Source organism: Mesorhizobium sp. M0207 (assembly GCF_040321995.1).
GTDB lineage: Bacteria > Pseudomonadota > Alphaproteobacteria > Rhizobiales > Rhizobiaceae > Mesorhizobium.
Window position 1 is genome coordinate 104,545 of record NZ_JAMYSQ010000019.1, and the last position, 21,634, is coordinate 126,178.

The following is a 21,634-nucleotide window of genomic DNA, read 5'->3' on the forward strand; positions in this document are numbered from 1 at the left end:
AGCGGTTGCGTGTCAGCCGTCCCTGGCGGCAAGTGGAACGGTGCCCTCCACCGTTGTTCTGTACATTACCCGGCGATATCCGGGATAATCGTTGATGGCGGTGTGCAGGACATGGGGATTGTTCCACATACCGAGCGTCTTCGGTTCCCAACGCAGCCTGCAGTTGAACTCGGGCCGGACAGCCCGCGCCATCAGGAAGTCGATCATCGGCTTGCTTTCTTCCTCCGTCATGCCCTTGAAATTGGTCATCACGCTGCTGACGAAGACATAGCGCCGGCCAGTCTCGGGGTGGCGACAGATCACAGGATGCTCGACGACGGCATTCTCGATCGCCTCGACATCGGCCTTGACGCCGAGCCGGCTGTGGGCCGCGTTGATGGCGAAGACCCCGCGGCCGCTATGGACGCCCGTCAGGCCTTGCAGGATCTCGACCAGCCGCGGCGAAAGCGAGTCATATGCCTTCTCGAGGCTGGAGAAGCAGGTGTCGCCGCCAACCGGCGGCACCTCCTCACCGTAGAGAATCGTAATGCCCGGTGGCTTCGGTAGCCAGGCGAGGTCCATGTGCCAGTCCTCGCCGATCACTTTGCCCGTGTCGTCCGGCTCGCGCACGAAGCGCACGATATCGTCAAAACCGTCGATCGGCGTGTGCACCGGATTGCCGCTAAATGGTCCGAACCGGCGGGCGACCTTGTGGACGCCAGCGGCGTCAAGCTCCTGATCGCGCACGGCGAGCGCATGATATTTGTAGAGCGCGCGGCGAACGTCCTGGAAGGCATCCTCGCTCGCGCTCGCCAGATCGATCCCGCGAATTTCTGCACCGAGTGCACCAGTGAAGGGGCTGACCTCGAAACGGGTGAATGCATCATCGCGCAGCACGTGATCCTCCCTAATACGCGCCTCGTCGCCATCATGGGCTGACTTACCTGCAAGTAAGTAATGTGAAAGCCAAAGGCTGTCAACTCACCTTCGCTTTGATCCACCCGATGTCTAGCCTCGATCCGAGCCCTTTCCCGCATCCTGCCAAGCGGCGCGGATGATCGCAGCGAGCGCTGCGAAGGTCCTGGCGACCTCGTCGAAGCTTCCGGTGTCCTGCGTCATCGGTGGACAGGACAGAAGGGTAATGCGCAGCATGTGCACGAGTTCGTTCCTGAGTGTGTGGGAGGAAAGCTCTCCGTCCTTCACCGCCTGGTCCACCGCATGACGCAGGCTCTGATCATAGACCCGGTTGACGCGCTCCAGGGCACGTTCCGCTGGTTCTCCGAGAACCGGGAGGTCGTGGCGAAGGCGCGAAAGCGGGCTCCACATATTGCGGGCTCCCTTCACAGCGTTGAAACGTTCGTAGAAGCGGCGCAGATCCTCGAGCTGCATATCGAGACGGTCGAAGAACCGGATATCGGGGGTCGTCCAGAAGCGCTTGATGCGGGCCTCGGCGTTGGCGGCGAAGTCCGCGATCAATTCCTCCATCAGCTTACGCTTGTTGCCGAAGTGATGATGGATGTTGGCGCGCGTCGTGCCGATTGCCGTCGCTATATCGCCGAAGCTGAAACCATCGTGGCCGCGCAGGACATAGAACTCGGCCGCGACCTCTTTGATTCTGCTGCGGGTAGAGTGCGCCTCATCACCGGGAGATCCTGAAGTGTTGGCTCTCATATCCCTTCCGAAATTCATGCCGCCGTTGGACGATCAGTATACGGGAGCGAGCGGCACCCCCCCGTTTCATACATGGATATTCTTCTACGCACGAGTGGAAGTAATTTGCGCCAGGGGCAGACATTCGCGAAGCATCTTGGCGGCAGCGATTAGCTCGGTGCGGCGGGTGAGCAGATACCGGATGCGTGTATCGAACTTCAATCGGGTTCGCGCCCTTGACTAGAATTCCGGGTCAAGCAGGGCAGTCAGCTTGCCGGGGGCACGCCGCAACTCAGGCAGTGGATAGTGGCTGCGCATCGGCTGCGCCAACCACTTCCCGCATTGTCACGATGGTGCGGAACGCCCTCACGTTCGAATTGGCGTGGAAGATTTCCCGCGCGAAGACATCGTACGCCTCCATCCCCGGCAATTGCAGGAGGAGCACGAAATCGGCTTCACCGGTGACATACCAGGCCTGACGAACCTCCGAGCGCCCGCGGAGCTTGCCGATGAAGGCGTCCAACTCGACAGCGCTCTCCCGTTCCAGGGAAACGAGCACATGGATGGTTAGCGGCAGGCCCATGGCCGCCGGACGAACGACGGCAATATCCGCCGCGATCACGCCATCCTTCCGCAGCCGGCGCAGGCGGCGCAGGACCGCACTCTGGGAAAGCCCGACCTGCTCGGCGAGACGCCGCGCCGGGATCTGGTTGTCGCGCTGAACCAGCGACAGCAGCACATGGTCGAAGCGATCGAGGGCGGCGGTTTTCGTCATTTGGATAGGCATCTATGACGAAATCAGGCAGCTGGGCAACGATAATAGGCGCCAAGCGCCATCGTTTCCGGAATAGAATTTCGCCTCATGACCACAGACACACAGCCGGGCCTTGGCCCTGATCTCATTGCGGCGCTGTTACAGCGCCTGTCGCCGTTTTATGCACCGACACAGCTGCTCGACCTGCCAAGCCTGGCTGCGAGCCTGGATGTGACCCAGGTGCTTGCCAAGAACGAGGGCCACCGTGCCCTGGGCAGCTTCAAATCCCTCGGCGGCACCTATGCCGGTCTGTGGGCTCTTGCCCGCACTACCGGGATGGATATCGATGAACTGCTCGATCCAGAGCGGGCCCAGACGCCGCTGCCGGCGCTAATCACGGCCAGCGCCGGCAATCACGGACTTGCCGTCGCCGCGGCGGCGAAGTTTGCCGGCGGGAGGGCAAGGATATACCTCCATACGGGCGTTCCTGCGGCCCGGGTGCGGCGTATCGAGTCCCAAGGCGCCGAAATCGTGTGGGTCGACGGCACCTATGACGATGCCGTCGATCGGGCCTCTGCGGCAGCCCGCGCCGGAGAAGGTATTCTGGTGGCCGATACCTCGAGCGACCCGGATGATCCAGCGGTCGCTGATGTCGTCACTGGCTATGGCGTGATTGCCGCGGAAATCCGCCGCCAAGTCGACGAGATTGGCCATCTGAGACCAACCCACCTTTTCGTGCAGGCCGGTGTCGGTGGACTTGCCGCCGCCCTGACGACTGGGCTGAAGGACTGGCTGATGCCTCCGGCCATGATCGTCGTGGTAGAACCAGAGGCCGCAGCCTGCGTCGCGGCCGCGCTGTCGAAAGCACGGTCGGTGCGGATATCCGGCGATCTCAAGACGTCGGCAGACATGCTCGCCTGTGGCGAAGCAGCGGCATCGGCGCTCGACGTACTGCGCCAAGGCAACGCTCGGGTCATAACCGTGTCCGAAGCGGCGCTTGCCGACGCGAAGAGCCGGCTTCGTGAAGCAAACGGTCCAGACACAACCCCGTCGGGTGCCGCCGGCCTCGCCGGCCTCGCCACCGCCGTCGCGGCTTACGGCCTGTCGCAGGAGCTTGCGCTCGACGAATCGAGCCGGGTGCTGATCATCGTGACCGAGGCCGAACTGGAGAAGGACGCAGGACGATGGCACCGGACCCGGGATCATTGAACAGAAGAGCGGCTGGGCCACGCACTGCTCGATATGTCCGCATTCCAGACCCAACGCAGAACGGGTCCATGAAACTTATCTACCAGACCCACTCTCCCTACGCGCGCAAGGTTCTGGTCTTTGCCTACGAGACTGGGCTTGCCGGACGTCTGCGCGTCATTCATCAGGAGACGAGCCCCATCAATCGCAACGATGATGTGTTTGCGATCAATCCGCTTGGCAAGGTGCCCGTTCTCGTTGTCGACGAGGGCTATGCTCTCTTCGATTCGGGCGTAATCTGCGACTATCTCGACAACCTCGAAAGCAGTCGTCGGCTCATCCCCGAAACAGGGCGGGCCAAATGGTCCGCCCTGCGCCTCCAGGCGCTTGCCGGCGGCATGTGCGACGCAGGCATTTCCATCCGCTGGGAAAACGAGCGCCGCCCTGAACATCTGCGTTATCCCGCCTTGGGTGCAGGCATGACGATGAAGCTTATCGAATCCTATGACTTCGTGGAAAGCGAGGTCGAATTCGACGCGCCGCTCCATGTCGGCCACATCGCGCTCGCCACTTGTCTAAGCTGGCTGGAATTCAGCGGACTGCCCGACTTCCTGCAGGGAAGGCCACGAGTGGCACAATGGTATAGCTCCTTCGTGGAACGCCCTTCAATGCGTGCCACGCCCTACGGCGGCGACACGCGAGATTGATATCGATCGCCAGGCTTTCGAGTTCCAGCATGTGTCCCTCATCAGCCAGGCATTCTCGCGGCCATTTGCTGGTCGGCCTCGATAATAGAGCGCGAAACCGGTAATCTTGCCCGGGCTCGCGACCACGGCCGGCAGCTTCTGACGCAGGATTGCGCCGAAGTCGTTCGGGATTTCCTGTGCTGAAACCGGAGCAAAGCCGCCAGCCGAGAGCATCAAAATTCCTGCGACCAAGCCAATGCACAGTCGCTTCCTGGAAATGTAAGAAATGATTGGTTCTCCCGCCCGACCGCCCTGGCGCTGCCGCGCGACTTGTCCCAGGCGCAAGAACTGACATTCACGCCGATTGTTTCACCGGTTCGAAAAAATGTTGATGGCGGGCGGAACTGCGAGGATGTGGCGTTGCGGGGCCATTGAAATTTGGTCGAAACTCTCCAAAATTTTCAGCTGGTGGAAATCGCGACAGCCACCACAGACGACGTCAACAGAGGAGACTATTCAAAGCGGAGGACTATCGATGGAAGGAGCCATTTCGACGAGTTTTCCCCCAATCGGGCCCGAGGGCCCTGATGTTTTTCTTGACCGGTTGCTCCATCCGGCACGGCATTTCGAGCGACCTGAGAACGTGCTGACCGACGTGACGCTGGACTTCCAGGAGAAGCGTGCAATCCTTTCGTCATGGGCATCGGATGCCTGTGCAGTGGAATCGGTGCCGGCGCTGCGCATGCCGCCGGGCGCAACCGAACCGGTCAGCTTCGATGCCATCATGGACGCGTTGCGCCAATTGGATCAATTGGAGAAGCTTCCCGGCGCCGGTCGCGGTCGTGAAATCGAAAGTATCGCGGTCACCGGTTTTACAGCATCCGTCGATCGACTTTGAGTTGAACGCGGCCACTCTCTGTATCCGAGGCATCCGCCCGCCCGCGAGGAAAAAGCCGGGGGGCGAGGACTGGCGCGTTCTCTCCGCGTCCATTCATGTAGGGTTCCATAGGTCCGGCTCTCGCCTGAGTGTTGAACCCTTGCGATGCGGAAAAGCGGCCGCATGCCGGCGCAGATGTTGTCTGGATGTTGGCATTGCTGCAGAGCAGCGACCGCCGCCGTGTCGCAGGTGCTTGCCTGCGAGTGCAATGCGGCCGTCAGCCATGATTTCAACGACGTTTTGAAGGGGGTCTATCCGGCGGAGGAAAACGGCATGCCGGGCATGCCGCGCAGGAAAGGACAATGCAGACCCAGTATCGTCGCCGGCTGGTCTGGGCTTCCCACTTTTTTGCGCCGTACCTGGCCTGCACCGATGCCGCGCGGGCTTGGCGACCTATATCCGGTTCCCTGTGGAGGCCGCCATGGACATGAGCAACAGAAAGACGCGGTTCAATATCTGGTACTGGGTCGCGGCGTTCGTGGGCGTGATGGTCGTCCAGTATATCTATGCCACGACGCAGCACGTCGCCGAGATACCGTACAGCCAGTTCGAGACCTTGCTGAACGCCGGCAAAATCGCCGAGGTGCAGGTTTCGGACCGCTTCATCCAGGGCCGCTTCAAGGAGCCGCAAGACGGCAGGCCGCTATTCATCACCACACGCGTCGAGCCGAACCTCGCCCGTGACCTGCAGGAGCACGGTGTCACTGTGACCGGCCAGGTCGAAAGCACCTTCCTGAGCGACCTGCTTTCCTGGGTTGTGCCGGTGCTCGTCTTCTTTGGCCTGTGGATGCTGCTTCTAAGACGCATGGACGGCGGCGTCGGAGGTTTGATGCAAATTGGCAGGAGCAAGGCCAGGGTCTATGTCGAAGCCAATACCGGCGTGACGTTCGACGATGTGGCGGGGGTCGATGAAGCCAAGGCCGAGCTGCAGGAGATTGTGGATTTTCTGAAGAACCCGGGCGAATACGGCCGCCTCGGAGGCCGCATGCCCAAAGGCGTGCTGCTGGTCGGACCGCCGGGCACGGGCAAGACTCTGCTCGCCAAGGCCGTCGCCGGCGAAGCCAAGGTCCCGTTCTTCTCGATCTCCGGTTCGGAGTTCGTCGAGATGTTCGTGGGGGTCGGGGCCGCGCGCGTGCGCGATCTTTTCGAGCAGGCGCGGTCCAAGGCTCCCGCAATCATATTCATCGACGAGCTCGACGCTCTTGGCCGCGCCCGCGGGACCATGGTCGGCGGCCACGACGAAAAGGAGCAGACGCTCAACCAGCTTTTGGTCGAACTCGACGGTTTCGATCCACAGATCGGCGTCGTGCTGCTGGCCGCGACGAACCGTCCTGAGATCCTTGATCCGGCACTTCTGCGCGCCGGCCGTTTCGACCGCCAGGTATTGGTCGACCGGCCCGACAAGCAGGGTCGCATCAAGATCCTGCAGGTTCACATGAGTAAGGCCAAGCTGGCGACGGATGTCGACGCGGAAAAAGTGGCGGCGCTGACGCCCGGTTTCACCGGTGCTGACCTGGCCAATCTCGTGAACGAGGCGACGTTGCTCGCCACGCGCCGCAAGGCGGATGCGGTAACGATGGACGATTTCAACAATGCGGTGGAGCGCATCGTCGCGGGACTGGAGAAACGCAACCGGCTCCTGAACCCGAACGAGCGCGAGATCGTCGCCTACCATGAAATGGGTCATGCGCTGGTGGCCATGGCGCTGCCTGGCGTCGACCCGGTGCACAAGGTGTCGATCATACCACGCGGCGTCGGCGCGCTCGGCTACACTATCCAGCGTCCGACCGAGGATCGCTTCCTGATGACACGCGAGGAGCTGGACAACAAAATGGCAGTGCTGCTCGGCGGCAGGGCGGCCGAATGGATCGTATTCGGCCATCTGTCCACCGGAGCCGCCGATGATCTCGCCAAGGTAACCGACATAGCGCGCGCCATGGTGACGCGTTACGGCATGTCGGCAAAACTCGGGCACGTGGCGTTGGAAAAGGACCCACGCTCCTTCCTGAGCCCCAACCCGCTCGCCGGCGGACCGCGCGAGCACGATTACGGCGAAGCCGCCGCCGATGCCATCGACGCGGAAGTGCGCGACATTGTGGAGGCCGCGTTCGAACGAACCGTCAGCCTGCTCACCGAGCGGCGCGACGTGCTGGAAAGGGCGGCACGCAGGCTGCTCGAGACCGAGACGCTCGATGAGACTGACCTTGCGGCGCTGGTCGGAGACGCCTCGACGGCGGATCATGCTGCGCCGTATAGTTCCAGTCCGTCTTCGCATAAGAAGAAGGCTGTGCTGCAGCCGGCCAGGACCGCGGCTGCAATCCCCACGCGCGGATCGGGGAAATTTCGGACGCAATAATGATGTTTCGGACTGCTCCCGCCGGCATAGATCGCTCGTGGAAAGCCGTGCCGCACGCTACGACGGTGACACGCAAGATCGACATTGATCTCTAGGCTTTCGAAATCCAGTATGCGTCGGTCACCAACCAAGCGTTCTCGATGCCATTTTTCGGTCGCCCTCGGTGATATTGCGCGAGACGGGTGACCTTGCCTCGCGCAGCCTTGAGGGCGACCATCAAGGCCTTTTCTTCGTCACTGCGCCTGGCTCCGCTGCAGGGGTAAAATCCGCATGGCACAAGTGATCGTACGGGAAACGTATCGCCAGCCCTTTCCAGAAGCATCATGAAACCTCGTCGGTCTTCACCCGTGAACGGCAATGCCATCCGGCCAGCGTCGGACAAATTTGAAAGCCACCGTTCCGGCACGTGCGTCACTCCGGCAAAGGCGATCACGACATCGAGGTCTGGCAGATCAATTGCCTGCGTTGCATCACCGCACGTCACTTCGACGTGCGCATAATGAGCAAGATTGCCTTGCGCGCGACGAGCTAGTTCTTCGTCGATCTCATATGCAATCACGCGTCCTTCAGAACCCGTCAGTTCAGCGAGGATGGCGGTGAAATAGCCGACACCGGCGCCCACCTGAAGGACGGTCTGGCCGGGAGTGATGTTCAGATGGTCGAAAACCAATGCCCAAAGCGACGGCAAGCCGCTGTTCAGTCCGCGTTTTTCGTCAAGCAAGACCAGAACGTCGTGGTAGATCTCATGAAGCGCGGCTGAAGGGCTGGTATGGACCGCCCCGATTTGCAGTCTCGAATGGATACGCCATGGCCCGTCGCCAAGGTAGTGTTCGCGCGGAACCCTTGCAAAGGCCTCGATGACCGCAGGATTGTGCAAGACAGGTGATGCGACACGCAGGTCTTCGGCAAACCACCGGCGCGCTACACTAGCATCGATTTCTGTTGGCATAGAGTATCGGCTCCCGGATTGCGCGTACTCCATCATGCTCTCAGAAAACCGAGTGACGGCAAAGGGCGCCTATCTTCGTATGGACGGGGCGACGCGCGCTGTCCGTTTGCGACCGAGCGCGGTCTCGCCGAGCGCCTTTCGCGAGACTGTAAACCGTGGCGATATGGAAGAACACTCTGCCCGACGATCACATCGTCCGGCTGGCGAGGAGCCTTGTGAGCCAATCCGGATCCATTTCCGGCACGGAGGACAGAAGCCGTTCGGTATAGGGGGCATGCGGCGGCGTGAGAATTTCGCTCTTTAATCCCTGCTCAACGACTTTACCCTGGTGCATGACCACGATTTCGTCGGCGATCGCCCGCACGGTGGCAATGTCATGGGTGATGAAAATGTAGGTCATGCCGAGCTCGCGCTGAAGCCGGATCAAGAGCTTCAGGATTTCCTCTTGCACAATCTGGTCGAGCGCGGACGTGATTTCGTCGCAGATTATCACCTCCGGATCGGCGGCCAACGCCCGGGCGATGCAAACGCGCTGCTTCTGGCCCCCCGACAGTTCGGCCGGCAGACGATCCAGGTAAGTTTCGCTCATCTCGACCATGTGCATGAGTTCGCCGATCCGCCGATCCCGTTGTGCACCCTTGAGGCCAAGGTAGAATTCAAGCGGACGAGCTATAACTTCTTCGACCGTCTGGCGCGGATTTAGGGCGTTGTCGGGCATTTGATAAATCATCTGTATGCGTCGCAGGATCTCTTTTGGGCGCAACTTCACGGTCTTGGAAAGGGCCTGGCCGGCAAAGGAAATCGACCCCGAAAGCGGGGGCAGCAGGCCGGTAACGACGCGAGCGAGCGTCGATTTCCCGGAACCGGACTCGCCGACCACAGCCACTGTTCTTCCGCGTGGAACTTTGATGGAGACATCCTGGAGCACCTTAACCGCCCGGCCGTAGGCCGCGGTGACGTTGTCTATCGTAAGCAAATATTCATCGGCCGGAACTTCGGGCTTGGCGAGCTTGCGCACGGCCCAGAGCGTCTTGGTATATTCCTGGGTGGGCGAGGCGAGCATCTGGCGCGTTTCTGCCTCCTCCACGGTTAGTCCATGGCGCAAAACCATGATGCGGTCCGCCATTTGCGCCACCACCGCCAGATCATGCGTCACATAGATTGCAGCGGTGTTGAACTCCTCCACGATGTTGCGAATGGAGGCGAGAACTTCGACCTGCGTTGTCACATCGAGCGCCGTCGTTGGCTCGTCGAAGACGATGAGGTCCGGACGGCAAGCCATCGCCATCGCGGTCATCGCCCGTTGCAACTGTCCGCCGGAAACCTGGTGAGGATAGCGAAAGCCAATGGTCTCCGGATCTGGAAGCTGAAGACGCCGATAAAGATCGACCGCACTCCGGTTCGCTTTCTCTCGGCTGGCAATCCCATGCGCCACCACGGTTTCGACAGTCTGATCGAGGAGTCGGTGGGCCGGATTGAAAGAGGCCGCCGCGCTTTGCGCGACATAGGCGATACGGGAGCCTCTGAGGCGACGCCGCCCTGTTTCGCTTAGTGCCAGAAGATTGATCCCGTCGAACAGGATCGAGCCCTGTGTAATACGGCAGCCCGGCTTGGCGTAACCCATAGCCGCGAGGCCAATGGTGGATTTGCCGGCGCCTGACTCGCCGATCAGGCCAAGAACGTCCCCCCGCTTCAGCGCCAGATCGACCCCGCGGACAATGGGATACCACCGCTCGTCCGAGAAACCCTCCACATGCAGATTGCGGATCTGAAGCAGATCCTTGCCTTTTTCGCGCAATCCGGGAGCGCTATTTTTCATCCCGCAACCCGCTTGTTGCATGCAGGAACCAGTCCACGACGAAATTCACAGAGACCGTGAGGAGGGCAATCGCGCCGGCCGGCAGCAGCGGCGTGACATCGCCGTAGGTGATCAGGGTCGCATTCTCGCGCACCATCGATCCCCAATCGGCGGTCGGTGGCTGAATACCGACCCCCAGGAAGGACAGTGCCGCGATCGTGAGGAATACGAAGCAAAATCGCAAGCCGAACTCCGCGACCAGCGGCGGCATCACGTTGGGAAGGATTTCCTTGGCGATGATCCATTTCGGGCCTTCGCCGCGCAATCGCGCCACTTCGACATAGTCCATTACCGCCACGTTAAGCCCGACGGCGCGTGCGAGCCGAAAGACACGGGTAGAATCGAGCAGCGCAATGATGATTATCAGGCTTGTGATCGACGAGCCGAAGATCGAAAGCAGCACCAGGGCGAAGATAAGGCTTGGAATCGACATCAAGACGTCCACCGCACGCGACAGTATCTGGTCGAGCCATCCTCTATACAACGCGGCAAGAAGGCCTAGCGAGACGCCGACTGCGAAGGACAGCAATGTAGTCGCGACGGCTATACCGATGGTGTTGCGCGCACCGTAAATCAAGCGTGTGAGCATATCGCGGCCGAGCTGGTCGGTTCCCAATTTGAACTGCTGGCTCCACGGTGCGAAGGCCTCGCTGAAGACCTGTGTTTCGCCGTATGGGGCGATCCAGTGCGCGAAGACCGCAACGACGACATAGCCAATGATCACGAGGATGCCGAACCAGGCACTGAAGGGTGCCTTCTTCAGCGCCGTTTTGGCCCGGGTGGCGCGCGAGCGCCTCAGCCTGTGAACCTGCGCGATGGGTTCGTAGCTGGTCATCGTGGATGCAAGAGCCTGGGATTGGTGGCGATGGAAATGATGTCGGCGGTCAGATTAAGGAGGATATAGGTCGCCGCGAAAATCAAGGCGCAAGCCTGGACAACCGGAACATCCCTTGATTTGACCGCGTCGACCATCAGCTGACCGATGCCGGGATAGACGAACACCACTTCGACGACGACCACTCCGACGACGAGATAAGCAAGATTGAAGGCCACCACCGTGACGATCGGAGCCCATGCGTTGGGCAAGGCATGCCTGAGTACGATGGCAATCGGCGAGACTCCCTTGAGACGCGCCATGTCGATATAGGGGCTTGCAAGCATGTTGATGATTGCCGCTCGTGTCATGCGCATCATGTGTGCGACGATGACGAGCGTAAGCGTGGTCGCCGGCAAGGCTACTCTCCAGACCTGATCCCAGAACGGCGTCTGGTCGTTTACGTTCGACAATGTCGGGAACTTGGGAACTGCGTTAAGTATCCAGTTCAGTGACACTGCAAGCCAGTGCGGCACGGATTGTGCGAACTCGGAGCCGATGAATGTGTCGCGCGAGATGACCAGATAGGCAAGCATATAGGCGACGAAGAACTCCGGGAACGAAATGGTTGTCAGCGTCACTGCGTTCACCACCCGGTCGAACCAGCCATTGCGGTAGAGCGCAGCGAGGATGCCCAGTCCCAGGGCGAGCGGAACTGCGATCAGCGCGGTCATCGATGCGAGGAACATCGTATTGTAAAGGCGCGGCGCGATGATCTCGGCGACGGTGCGCCGATATCCGGTGCGGCTTGCGAACGAAGAGCCGAAATCCCCGTGGAGCATCTGCCCGACCCAGACGAAATAACGCTCGACAGGCGGACGGTCGATGCCAATTTCTCGCTGGAAGGCGGCGACCGTTTCGGGTGTCGCGGATTGTCCGAGCATCGCCTTGGCGAAGTCGCCCGGCAGCATTGCAATCGCAGAGAAGATAATGATGGAGACGATGAACAGCGTGACCAGGCCGAGGCCAAGGCGCTGCAGAACCGTTCTTGCGACCGGGTTCATTTGCTCGCGTTTCCCGTTGCCGTCGCTGCCCTGCCGGCAGGGCACGCGGCTGCAAGCCGAAGCCCAGTAGCCATCGCGGGTCCGGCCCGCTCTCTCACGCAGTGGCGATCCACCAGCGTTCGGCCATCTTCAGTCCATCGTTCTCCCAGTTCGGCGCCACTTCGCCATGTGCGAGCTTGTTGGATTTGGCGCTGACGAAATTGTTGAAGACCAGCACGATGCTGCCGCCATCATCATGCGTCAGTTGCTGCATCTCGGCATACATTGCCGCCCGCTTGGCCTCATCCGTCTCGGCGCGCGCCTGGACAAGCAACTCGTTGAAGCGGGGATTTTTCCAGAACGACTCGTTCCAGCTGGAATCGGCGGCGAAGGCTTGCGTGAACATCCAGTCGGCCGTCGCGCGACCGCTCCAATAGGAAGCGCACCAAGGTTTCTTGAGCCAGACATTGTCCCAATAGGCGTCCTCGGCCTCGCGCACGACGTTTACGTCGATACCGCACTGGGCTGCCGTCTCGCGGATCAGCGCAGCCGCGTCCACCGCGCCTGCAAAAGCGGCATCGGCGACCGAGAGGTCCACCTTCAGTTTCTCCATTCCAGCCTTTTTCAGATAATGCTTGGCTTTCTCCGGATCGAAACTGTGCTGCGGCTGCGGATTCGTGGCGAATTTAATCGCCGGCGCGATCGGGTTGTCATTGGCCACAGTGGCGTGACCGAGAAAGATCTTGTCGACGATCTCCTGACGGTTGATCGCCCACTTTAAGGCCATCCGGACATCCGGATTATCGAACGGCGCCATCGTGACATTCATCGGCAAGGTGTAATGGCCATAGCCGGTGACCTCGACGATCTCCACCTTGGGGTTGCGTTTCAACATGCCGAGGGTCTTAAGGTCGGCGCGGCCAATATAGTCCACCTCCCCCGTCGATAGCGCGGCCATGCGAGCGGCGAGATCGGTGATGGCGATGAACTCCACCTCGTCGAGATAGGGTTTGCCGTTCTTGAAGTAGTTCGGATTGCGCTTGAGTTTGGCCGAAACGCCGGGCTGGAAATTCTCAAGCACGAAAGCGCCGGTGCGAACGCCCGATCCCCAATCCGCCTTGCCGTCCTTGGCCGGCATGATGACCAGATGGTAGTCACTCATGATGTAGGGGAAGTCGGCGTTGCCGCTTTTCAGCGTGAAGACAACCGTTTCGGGGCCATCCGCCTTAATGCTGGCGACGGGCTCAAGCAGCGGCTTCGCCGCCGACTTAGTTTCGTCGCCCATATGATAGCGAAGCGAAGTCACGACATCGTCCGCCGTCACATTCTTGCCGTTGTGGAAGGTTGCGCCCTTGCGAAGCTTGAAGACCCAGGTTTTGGCGCCATCGGACGATTCAAAGCTCTCGGCAAGGTCCGGTTGGACGTTGCCTTTGGCGTCGACCTCGGTGAGGCTGTTGGACATCGAGCCCGAGAACGCTGTCTGTGTGAAGGTGTCCGGGTAGCCGGCCGGATCGATCGAATCCGTCGTCGCGCCATGTGCCATTCCGAGCTTGGCGAAGCCGCCCTGCAGCGGTTCGGCCCGGGCCGTGCTGACGAAGAGCTTATCCGCAGCGGTGACCGTCAGCCCAGCGGCCAGCCCAAGCTGAATGAAGTCGCGACGGGAAATCTTGCCGCGACCGATCAGGCTTTGAGCGATACCAAGCTTGTATCCACATTCTGACATTTGACTCTCCCATTGCGGATTTTCCGCGTTATTGTTCGTGCCGCACCCTGTGAAGAAATCTGCCCGTTAGCCGCGATCACCCTTTCTGCTACTTTTCGAATCCGTACCTCAATCAGGCCGTCACATAGATGCTGCCCGCCTCGACCGTTACTGGAAATGTGCGCGCGCGAACGGACGGATCGACCAGGGCCGCGCCCGATTTGATATCAAATTCCCAGCCATGCCAGGCGCAGCGCACGATCTCGTTTTGGCGGTGATAGATGAACTGCGCCTCTTCGACCGGTGCAGTTGTTCCACATTGCGGCCCCTCGCAAAGGGGAGCGCCGCGGTGTGGACAAACATTCAGCAGCGCGTGGAATGAATCTCCGATGCGAAAAACGCCGACCGAAAGGCTGCGGATCTTGGCGATGAAGGGAGATCCGGTTTCGATCTCTTCGACTCTACAGATGTATGTCTTCTCGGGCATCGTCTGCTTCCTCAGGCAGCATTCGCCGCTTGCGCGCGCGGGATGCGCTTGTAAACCTCCAGCGCATTCAGCCCCATGATCTTGCTCTTCCAGGCAGGAGGGATTTGCAGCGTGTTGGCATCGTCATAGTCCCAATGGGGATAGTCGGAGGCAAACATCAGCGTATTTTCGCCGTCCATCGCCTCGAGAGTGGACCAGAGATGCTGAATATTTGCGGGCTGCTCCAGCGGCTGCGTGGAAAAGCGGATGTTGCGCCGGCAATATTCGGACGGCAGCATCTTTAGCCATGGCGTCTCTTTGCGTAGGGCTTTGTAGTCGGCGTCCAGGCGCCACAATACCGATGGCACCCAGGCGACGCCGCATTCGATGACCACGAAGTAGAGGTCCGGCCATTTTTCGAAGACGCCATGCGCAATCATGCTTGCGACATGCGAAATGGCCGACATGTGCAGGATGGCATGGGTCTCCCAGAAGAATGTCGTCGGGGCCGGAGCAATCGCGGTCGAATTCACGCCGCCATGGCCGCCCAGATGAATGGCAAAGGGCAGCCCCACCTCGGCGCAAGCCTCATAAATTGGATGGTAAAACGGATCGCCATAGGGCTTGACGGAGCCTTGCGAAGCGAGAACCTGAACCATGCGCGGGTGATTGCCCAGACGGCGTATCTCGGCGGCCGCGAGCTTCGGATCCTGTGGCGCGACGATGATCGAGCCCATGAAGCGATCGTCCTTCGGCAGCCATTGGTCGATCTGATAGTCATTGTAGGCGCTGACGAGGGCGCTGGCATAATAGGGATTGGCGAGGGTGGAAGCCTCGATCGGCTCATCGCCGGTCAGGATCGCCACGTCGACCTTGTACTTGTCGAGGTGTTTTTCCTTCATGATGAGATAGTTGTCGGCTTCTGTTTTCGGACGGACGTCCTTGCGTGAGAAGTCCTGCGGATGAAACCAGGGACGATGGCCATGCGGGAAGGCGCCAACGGGACCTGTCTTCTCGCCTTCAACGAACATGTCCTTCCATAGGCCGGAAAGGTAAGGCTCCAATACAGTCGCGCTCGACCAGTAATTGTGACAATCGCAGTCGACTATGAACACGTTGCTCAGCTCCGTAGCTTCAGCCTGGACGATCTGCCGGCCGATTTCACCGCGTGCAGCTTCCGCCTTGAGTATTGTCTGATCAAGCTTATGATCCTGCGCAATATGATCGACTTTTTCGATCGGAGGTCATGTGCAGCTAGATCACATCGAAACCTTTCTCGACATCATCGAGTCGCGAAATTTCAATCGTACCGCCGACCGGCTGGGGTTGACCCAGTCGACGATCAGCACCCGCATCAAGAATCTGGAGAGCGCGATCGGGTCCGAGCTCTTTCTGCGCGGGCGCGCCGGCGCTGAGCCGACAGCCGCCGGGCGGCGGTTCGAAGCCTATGCCAGATCCTTGCTGTCGACGTGGTCGCAAGCTCGACACGATGTGCGAGCGTTCAACCGTTTCGAGGGCACGTTGCGCATCGCCGCACAGGTGGGGATGACCCGTTCGGTCCTGCCGGGATGGGTCGAGACACTGTGCCAGGCGCTTCCAAAATCCTCGATCCATGTCGAGTCGGACTATTCGAACCAGATGGTCAGCGACCTAAGCATGGGAAATCTCGATATTGCCGTGCTTTATGCGCCTCGCTACCTGCCTGAGATCGCCTACGAGCATCTGATGGTCGAGGAATATGTGATGGTTTCGACGGCTGCCAGAACGCTGTCTGATGTCGACCCTGAAACCTACATTCGCCCAGGCTACACCGCGGTGCTGGAAAAGACGCACGCAGAGCTGCTGGCCGAGCTTGCGATCTGCCGGCTTTCGACGGGATCGGAAACTCTGGCGGAGATCATGCTGCGACGAACGGGCGGCACCTGCTACATGCGCAGCGACGATGCGCGCCGGTTCACGGCCGAGCTCCCATCGTTCCTCGTCGAGGGAGCGCCGACGCTGCACCAGCCAGTCCACACCGCGATCCTTGCGCGCCGCAAACACGAACCCATTATTCGCAAGGGCATCCGAGCTCTCCAGGTGGCTGTAATGTCCCTGGAAGTTTAATCGAAATTACCGATCATAAAGGTAGGATTGCGCGGCTGTTCAGCGGGTTTTGAAGTGGCATCTTGGCTCGACTTCAAACCCGAGTTGAATAATGAACGCACACGCGGCCTTAGGAGCCCCCGGCTTCGCCCCAACAAAGCTTCACCGGCAGTGGGCACAGCCCACGCCGCAGCTTGTGCTCTGCCGACGCGTGATCGACGAGACGCACGATGTGAAAACATTCGTTCTCACACCCGCTTCAGATCGGATGTTCTGCTTCAGCGCTGGCCAATATGCTGTGGTGCACCTGAGGATCGAGGGGGCCGCGGTGACACGCTCCTACTCTGTTTCATCACCGCCGACGCGACCGCTCGACCTGCAGATCACCGTGAAACGGACGCCGGGCGGGCTCGTTTCGAATTGGCTCCATGACAATTTGAAGCCGGGCGATGGGATCGAGATCGAAGGGCCGCTCGGCTCGTTCAATCTCGACGATCTGCCGCATGCAAAGTCCCTCTTCCTTTCAGGTGGCAGCGGGATAACTCCCGTCATGTCGATGCTGCGGGCATTTACCGACCGCGCAGCAAACCAGGATATCCACTTCATTCATAGTGCGAGAACGCCGGACGACATCATTTTTCGGCTCGAACTGGACGCACTTGCCGCTCGCTTTCCCAATGTTCATGTGACTTGCATTTGCAGTCATGGAGACCCGGCCTGGACGGGTCCAACCGGGCGAATTAACAGTGAGATGCTCCTGACCTTGGTTCCCGATCTCCATAGCCGCACGATTTTTGCCTGTGGGCCGGAATCCTACATAAAGGCTGCACGCAGCTGCCTCGATGCAATCGGGCTCGCCCCTTCACAGTATCATGAGGAGAGCTTCGGGGGCGGCAACATTTCGCGTTCGCTATCGGATTCAAAGGTTTTGTCTTCGGTCCGCTTCGCCCGCTCCGGCCTTGCATATCACTGCGCGCCCGGAGAGACCCTGCTGGAAGCGGCGCGCCAATGTGGCGTCTATGTCCCAACCGCTTGCCAGCAGGGAGTTTGCGGTACGTGCCGGATCGCCAAGCTGTCTGGCGAAGTCGTCATGGATGACCTAGGCGGACTGACCTTGGAGGATAAATCGGCAGGCTACATCCTGGCGTGCTGCAGCCGCCCACAAGGCGACATTTTGCTTGATCTATAATTGTACCCATCGCGGAACGAAATCGGGCAGCCTTTGCGTTCAACGACCAAGCCATACTACTGCGACCGCACGTGATTAGGTCTCGGAACCCGGATGGGCTCGCCCGATTTCTGGCGCAGCTCACGCTGGGCATCGCAAGCGACAAAAGTCCTACCCAGCAATACGCTTGAGCTATCATTCAGCCGTTGCATGGGATCGACCTCGACACAAAGAGGCGCGGCAATTCGGCTCCAGCTACACCGTCGCGGCCGGATCAGGGGCGTTGCGGTTGAGATGAACCGCAATCGAATTACGGTTCACCAGGCGAGCCGCGAGGACACGGTGTTCAAACGGTGCGGTGTCGCCAGCCAGCCTCTTCAAGAGAAGCTCGGCTGCCGTCGCCCCGATCAGATGCGCCGGCTGCGCGATGGCTGTGATACCTTGGGCCACGAACTGCATCCAGTCGAGATCGTCGAAGCAAAGCAGCGAAACCTCTCCCGGAATCGCAAGCTTCAGTGCGGATGTCGCCTCCAGAACGCCTGTCGACATCACACCGTCGGCGGTAAACAGGGCGGACGGCGCATTGCGCATTGTCAGCAGATCGAGTGCCTCCTTTCGGGCTGCCTCGCTGGAATAGACCGCCACGCGGCGGATCAACTGCGGATCCGGCGAAATGCCCGCAGCGCGATGGGCTTCGAGATAACCCAACAACCGTTGCCAGCTTGGATGATGGTAGCGAACGTCGGAGCTGGAGAGATCAGCGTTTGTCACAAAGGAGCCAACATCATCGCGTTGGTCCGGCCCGAGTTCCGCCAATATTCCGATGCGGCTGTGTCCGGCGGCGATGATCGCCGCTATGCTGCTACGCGTTACAGAAACGTTATCGACCACGACCGAATCGGTTTCCATGCCCGCCACGATGCGGTCGAACTGCACGACGGGACAGCCGGCCGCGACTGCGTCACGAAGATGATCCGGCTTGTCCAAGAAGGTCGATGAGACGACTAAACCATCGACCTGCTTTTCCAACAGCAGCTGCACTGCCTCTCGCTCGAGTTCGGCATTTTCGTCACTATTCGTAACGATAACCCCGAAGCCGCCACGGCGCGCGACGTCCCCTATTCCGCGCAGCACGCTTGCATAGAATGGGCTTTCGATGTCGCCTACGACAACGCCGATAGTCTGGGTCTTACCGGTGATCAGACCTTTGGCCAGGCGATTGGGCCGATAACCCAGCGCAGATGCCGCGGCGCGCACCTTCTCCTGGACCTCAGGGCTGCTGTACCCGTAGTCACCAAGCACGCGCCCAGCCGTGGCAGAGCTCACTCCAGCCCGGCGAGCGACTTCGATGATAGTTGCGTTTTTGGATCTTTGAGTCACCCAGCAAGTCCCGCCGACCATGCAACGTCGTGGCGACGAACTAGCGGCAGTTAGGCACGCCCGGCAAGGCCGAACACCGCAGAACCCGCCGCTGCGCACACCATTTGAATCACAGCACCTCCGACAGAAAGCGTCGAAGACGCGGGCTCTGCGGATTGTCGAATAGGTCTTCTGGCCGGCCTGCCTCGACGATCCGCCCCTCGTCCATGAACACGACCTGGTTCGCGACCTTGCGAGCGAAATTCATCTCGTGTGTAACGACGACCATCGTCATCCCGCCCCGCCCGAGATCGGCCATCAAGTTCAAGACACCTTTGACCAATTCCGGATCGAGCGCACTGGTGACTTCGTCGAACAGCATAATTTCGGGTTCGAGGGCGAGCGCACGCGCGATGGCCACCCGCTGCTGTTGCCCGCCGGAGAGATTGGCCGGCCGATGGTCCTTACGCTCCAGCAGTCCTACTTCATTTAGCTTCGCCAAGGCCGCGTCATTAGCCTCCTCGCGCGACATGCGTTTAACTTTGCGCAGCGCCAAGGTGATGTTGGCGAGCGCGCTACGGTCGGGGAACAGATTGAACTGCTGGAAAACCATGCCCACGCGCCGCCGGAGTTGGTCAGGGGTCTGCTTGTAGATGCTTTCGCCGTCGAGCAGAATGTCACCGGCTTGACATTCTACGAGACGGTTGAGGCAGCGCAGCAAGGTCGACTTGCCCGATCCGGACGGACCGATGAGGCAGGTGACGGTCCCGGGCTCCACTTTCAGACTGACGTCATGCAGCACCTGGACGGCGCCGTAGGCCATGTCGATATTCTTGACCTCGATGCCGCCACCCTTGAAGCGTGTGGGCGCTGCTGCAGGCAACGTCGCTGCTCCCGGCACGACGGCTTCGGCAAGCTCGGCGACCTCTTGGAGGCCACTCTGCACGGCGGTTATTCGTTTGCCGACGCGCATGCGCGCGTCGATGTAGTTGACGAGATGGGTCAGCGGCACCGTGATCACGAGATAGAACACTCCGGCCAGCAATAGCGGCGACAAGTTGCCGGTCAGCACAGCCTGGTCCTGGCCGACGCGGAACAGTTCGCGTTCGGAGGCGAGCAGACCAAGGAAATAGACCAGGCTGGAGTCTTTGACATTGCCGATGAACTGGTTGACCAGTGCAGGCAGGACGCGACGGATGCCTTGCGGGATTACCACCAGGCGCATGCCTTGGCCATACGTCATACCGAGAGTGCGCGTGGCGTCGATCTGACCCCGCTCGACGCTCTGAATGCCGGCGCGGAAAATCTCCCCGATGTAGGCTCCGGCGATCAGACTGAGCGCCAGAATGCCCAGCGGATAAGGCGATGGACCGAACATATCTCGGCCCAACCGCGCGAAGCCTTGGCCAATGATCAGGATTGTGACAATGGCAGGAAGCCCACGGAAGATATCGGTGTAGACTCGGGCAAGGAGTTTCAGCGGCCGGTTGTCTGAAATCCCCATGACTGCGAGGACGATACCGATCAGCGTCCCGAAAAACGTCGAGGCAAGGGCCAGGATCAAAGTGTTCTTGAGGCCGACCATCACCATGTTTGGCAGAACTTCTGCCATCGCCTGGAAATCAAGGAAGCTGCGGGCGAAGGTATCGAACCAGCTCATATCAAGTCCATCTATAACTCGGCCGGGCACCGTTGCTGACGGGCCCGGCCGGAAACGAAAATGAATACGCGCGAATTTACTTCTTGGGCAGATATTGATCCGGCATCGGAGTGCCCGGGAACCACTTCTCATGCAGCCGTTTCCAGGTGCCATCGTCCATGGCCTCGCGCAGCGCCTTGTTGAGCGCCTCGCGGAAGGCATCGTTGCCTTTCTTGACCACGAACCCGGCCGGCGCGTCGAAGGACGGCACGTTCATTGTAATCTTCAGGTTCTTATAGCGCTCCACATACTGCTTGGCCGACTCATAGTCAGTGAAATGGCCATCAATCGTCCCGTTATTCAGCGCCGCCACCGCAGTGTTGTTGTCGGGAAATTTGACAATGTCGCCCTTGAGGTTCTTCTCGGCATAGATTTCCTGCAGCGTTCCCTGGATCACGCCGATGCGCTTTCCGGCGGTGCTCTCATTGCTCGTCAGTGCCGGATCCGCCGAAATGATCGACAGGTAGCCGGCGAGATAGCCGTCGCCAAAATCCACGGTCTTCTTGCGCTGCGCCGTTGTGCCGATGGCGGCGACAGCGACGTCGAAGCGGCCGTTGGCAACGGAGGGCAGCAGCGCCGAGAATTCCTGGCCGGTGAAAACGATCTGCTCCTCCTTGAACCCGAGCCGGCGCGCCACATCACGGAAGAGTTCGGCGTCGAAGCCAGTGAAGTTACCGTTGGCGTCGGTGAAGACATAGGGTTTCGCATCGCCCATGGTTCCGACGCTGATCACCGTCGGGTCGATGAGGTTGTAGGGGTTGTCGGCCGCGTTTGCCTGAGTTGACGAGGCCAACGTGCCGAGTCCTGTCAACAGCGCGATCGTCAGCGCCAGACCGGATTTCACAAGTTGGCGCCTGCTCGAATTCGTGTGCATGTCTTCTCCTCTTACGATTGGCCGAACTCGGCCTTGCGATCCCACTCGACGTCTCATCTATCAAAAC

General features: G+C 60.1%; 19 protein-coding genes. 6 read left to right on the top strand and 13 right to left on the bottom strand.

Features of this window, described 5'->3' with window-relative positions:
- Positions 1 to 12 precede the first annotated feature (12 nt).
- The 3 genes from NKJ15_RS23320 to NKJ15_RS23330 form a co-directional block, all read right to left on the bottom strand.
- Positions 13 to 876, bottom strand: coding sequence for a TauD/TfdA dioxygenase family protein (locus NKJ15_RS23320; protein ID WP_352490782.1), 864 nt, complete (start codon positions 874 to 876; stop codon positions 13 to 15).
- A 111-nt stretch (positions 877 to 987) separates the two neighbouring features.
- On the bottom strand, positions 988 to 1,650 hold the full coding sequence (locus NKJ15_RS23325; RefSeq protein ID WP_352817793.1) for a TetR/AcrR family transcriptional regulator: 663 nt from the start codon (positions 1,648 to 1,650) through the stop codon (positions 988 to 990).
- Positions 1,651 to 1,921: 271 nt separating this feature from the next.
- The gene (locus tag NKJ15_RS23330; RefSeq protein WP_352817796.1) at positions 1,922 to 2,404 is read right to left on the bottom strand and encodes an Lrp/AsnC family transcriptional regulator; all 483 of its coding nucleotides are present in this window, start codon (positions 2,402 to 2,404) and stop codon (positions 1,922 to 1,924) included.
- Between the two features lie 87 nt (positions 2,405 to 2,491).
- Here NKJ15_RS23330 and NKJ15_RS23335 point away from each other — a divergent pair, with 87 nt between their 5' ends.
- The 4 genes from NKJ15_RS23335 to ftsH all read left to right on the top strand — a co-directional run bounded on the left by NKJ15_RS23335 (position 2,492) and on the right by ftsH (position 7,550).
- On the top strand, positions 2,492 to 3,592 hold the full coding sequence (locus NKJ15_RS23335; RefSeq protein ID WP_352817799.1) for a pyridoxal-phosphate dependent enzyme: 1,101 nt from the start codon (positions 2,492 to 2,494) through the stop codon (positions 3,590 to 3,592).
- A gap of 68 nt (positions 3,593 to 3,660) precedes the next feature.
- Positions 3,661 to 4,278: a glutathione S-transferase family protein gene (locus tag NKJ15_RS23340; protein ID WP_352817801.1), complete on the top strand. Its 618-nt coding sequence runs from the start codon at positions 3,661 to 3,663 to the stop codon at positions 4,276 to 4,278.
- A 514-nt stretch (positions 4,279 to 4,792) separates the two neighbouring features.
- Positions 4,793 to 5,155 (top strand): hypothetical protein, encoded by a 363-nt coding sequence (locus tag NKJ15_RS23345; protein WP_352503729.1) that lies wholly within the window; start codon positions 4,793 to 4,795, stop codon positions 5,153 to 5,155.
- A 460-nt stretch (positions 5,156 to 5,615) separates the two neighbouring features.
- The gene (ftsH, locus tag NKJ15_RS23350; protein ID WP_352817805.1) at positions 5,616 to 7,550 is read left to right on the top strand and encodes an ATP-dependent zinc metalloprotease FtsH; all 1,935 of its coding nucleotides are present in this window, start codon (positions 5,616 to 5,618) and stop codon (positions 7,548 to 7,550) included.
- A gap of 91 nt (positions 7,551 to 7,641) precedes the next feature.
- Here the strand turns inward: ftsH and NKJ15_RS23355 are convergent, their stop codons facing one another.
- The 7 genes from NKJ15_RS23355 to NKJ15_RS23385 form a co-directional block, all read right to left on the bottom strand.
- Positions 7,642 to 8,499: a protein-L-isoaspartate O-methyltransferase family protein gene (locus tag NKJ15_RS23355; protein ID WP_352817807.1), complete on the bottom strand. Its 858-nt coding sequence runs from the start codon at positions 8,497 to 8,499 to the stop codon at positions 7,642 to 7,644.
- Between the two features lie 187 nt (positions 8,500 to 8,686).
- Complete coding sequence (locus tag NKJ15_RS23360) at positions 8,687 to 10,318, bottom strand: ABC transporter ATP-binding protein (RefSeq protein ID WP_352817810.1); 1,632 nt, start codon at positions 10,316 to 10,318, stop codon at positions 8,687 to 8,689.
- Positions 10,308 to 11,192, bottom strand: coding sequence for an ABC transporter permease (locus NKJ15_RS23365; protein WP_352614852.1), 885 nt, complete (start codon positions 11,190 to 11,192; stop codon positions 10,308 to 10,310). The genes NKJ15_RS23360 and NKJ15_RS23365 overlap by 11 nt, the downstream gene beginning before the upstream one ends.
- Positions 11,189 to 12,235, bottom strand: a complete 1,047-nt coding sequence (locus NKJ15_RS23370) for an ABC transporter permease (protein WP_352817813.1) — start codon at positions 12,233 to 12,235, stop codon at positions 11,189 to 11,191. The genes NKJ15_RS23365 and NKJ15_RS23370 overlap by 4 nt, the downstream gene beginning before the upstream one ends.
- A gap of 94 nt (positions 12,236 to 12,329) precedes the next feature.
- Positions 12,330 to 13,937, bottom strand: a complete 1,608-nt coding sequence (locus tag NKJ15_RS23375) for an ABC transporter substrate-binding protein (protein WP_352817816.1) — start codon at positions 13,935 to 13,937, stop codon at positions 12,330 to 12,332.
- A gap of 112 nt (positions 13,938 to 14,049) precedes the next feature.
- The gene (locus NKJ15_RS23380; RefSeq protein ID WP_352770491.1) at positions 14,050 to 14,403 is read right to left on the bottom strand and encodes a Rieske (2Fe-2S) protein; all 354 of its coding nucleotides are present in this window, start codon (positions 14,401 to 14,403) and stop codon (positions 14,050 to 14,052) included.
- A gap of 11 nt (positions 14,404 to 14,414) precedes the next feature.
- A complete protein-coding gene (locus NKJ15_RS23385; RefSeq protein WP_352503721.1) occupies positions 14,415 to 15,497 on the bottom strand; it encodes an amidohydrolase family protein in 1,083 nt (360 codons plus the stop codon).
- A 133-nt stretch (positions 15,498 to 15,630) separates the two neighbouring features.
- Here NKJ15_RS23385 and NKJ15_RS23390 point away from each other — a divergent pair, with 133 nt between their 5' ends.
- Complete coding sequence (locus NKJ15_RS23390) at positions 15,631 to 16,488, top strand: LysR family transcriptional regulator (protein ID WP_352503720.1); 858 nt, start codon at positions 15,631 to 15,633, stop codon at positions 16,486 to 16,488.
- Positions 16,489 to 16,699: 211 nt separating this feature from the next.
- A complete protein-coding gene (locus NKJ15_RS23395; RefSeq protein ID WP_352817819.1) occupies positions 16,700 to 17,656 on the top strand; it encodes an FAD-binding oxidoreductase in 957 nt (318 codons plus the stop codon).
- Between the two features lie 234 nt (positions 17,657 to 17,890).
- Here NKJ15_RS23395 and NKJ15_RS23400 read toward each other — a convergent pair whose 3' ends face one another.
- The 3 genes from NKJ15_RS23400 to NKJ15_RS23410 all read right to left on the bottom strand — a co-directional run bounded on the left by NKJ15_RS23400 (position 17,891) and on the right by NKJ15_RS23410 (position 21,567).
- A complete protein-coding gene (locus tag NKJ15_RS23400) occupies positions 17,891 to 19,036 on the bottom strand; it encodes a LacI family DNA-binding transcriptional regulator (protein ID WP_352614842.1) in 1,146 nt (381 codons plus the stop codon).
- An 88-nt stretch (positions 19,037 to 19,124) separates the two neighbouring features.
- A complete protein-coding gene (locus tag NKJ15_RS23405) occupies positions 19,125 to 20,654 on the bottom strand; it encodes an amino acid ABC transporter permease/ATP-binding protein (protein WP_352817831.1) in 1,530 nt (509 codons plus the stop codon).
- 76 nt (positions 20,655 to 20,730) lie between these two features.
- Positions 20,731 to 21,567 carry an ABC transporter substrate-binding protein gene (locus tag NKJ15_RS23410; protein ID WP_352474451.1) on the bottom strand — a complete coding sequence of 279 codons (837 nt, stop codon included), beginning with the start codon at positions 21,565 to 21,567 and terminating at the stop codon, positions 20,731 to 20,733.
- Positions 21,568 to 21,634: the final 67 nt, after the last annotated feature.

Bases quoted from the DNA above. Each gene is read 5' to 3' on its own strand.
- NKJ15_RS23325 (WP_352817793.1), bottom strand. From the start codon at position 1,650: ATGAGAGCCAACACTTCAGGATCTCCCGGTGATGAGGCGCACTCTACC.
- NKJ15_RS23330 (WP_352817796.1), bottom strand. From the start codon at position 2,404: ATGACGAAAACCGCCGCCCTCGATCGCTTCGACCATGTGCTGCTGTCG.
- NKJ15_RS23335 (WP_352817799.1), top strand. From the start codon at position 2,492: ATGACCACAGACACACAGCCGGGCCTTGGCCCTGATCTCATTGCGGCG.
- NKJ15_RS23340 (WP_352817801.1), top strand. From the start codon at position 3,661: ATGAAACTTATCTACCAGACCCACTCTCCCTACGCGCGCAAGGTTCTG.
- NKJ15_RS23345 (WP_352503729.1), top strand. From the start codon at position 4,793: ATGGAAGGAGCCATTTCGACGAGTTTTCCCCCAATCGGGCCCGAGGGC.
- ftsH (WP_352817805.1), top strand. From the start codon at position 5,616: ATGGACATGAGCAACAGAAAGACGCGGTTCAATATCTGGTACTGGGTC.
- NKJ15_RS23355 (WP_352817807.1), bottom strand. From the start codon at position 8,499: ATGCCAACAGAAATCGATGCTAGTGTAGCGCGCCGGTGGTTTGCCGAA.
- NKJ15_RS23360 (WP_352817810.1), bottom strand. From the start codon at position 10,318: ATGAAAAATAGCGCTCCCGGATTGCGCGAAAAAGGCAAGGATCTGCTT.
- NKJ15_RS23365 (WP_352614852.1), bottom strand. From the start codon at position 11,192: ATGACCAGCTACGAACCCATCGCGCAGGTTCACAGGCTGAGGCGCTCG.
- NKJ15_RS23370 (WP_352817813.1), bottom strand. From the start codon at position 12,235: ATGAACCCGGTCGCAAGAACGGTTCTGCAGCGCCTTGGCCTCGGCCTG.
- NKJ15_RS23375 (WP_352817816.1), bottom strand. From the start codon at position 13,937: ATGTCAGAATGTGGATACAAGCTTGGTATCGCTCAAAGCCTGATCGGT.
- NKJ15_RS23380 (WP_352770491.1), bottom strand. From the start codon at position 14,403: ATGCCCGAGAAGACATACATCTGTAGAGTCGAAGAGATCGAAACCGGA.
- NKJ15_RS23400 (WP_352614842.1), bottom strand. From the start codon at position 19,036: ATGGTCGGCGGGACTTGCTGGGTGACTCAAAGATCCAAAAACGCAACT.
- NKJ15_RS23405 (WP_352817831.1), bottom strand. From the start codon at position 20,654: ATGAGCTGGTTCGATACCTTCGCCCGCAGCTTCCTTGATTTCCAGGCG.
- NKJ15_RS23410 (WP_352474451.1), bottom strand. From the start codon at position 21,567: ATGCACACGAATTCGAGCAGGCGCCAACTTGTGAAATCCGGTCTGGCG.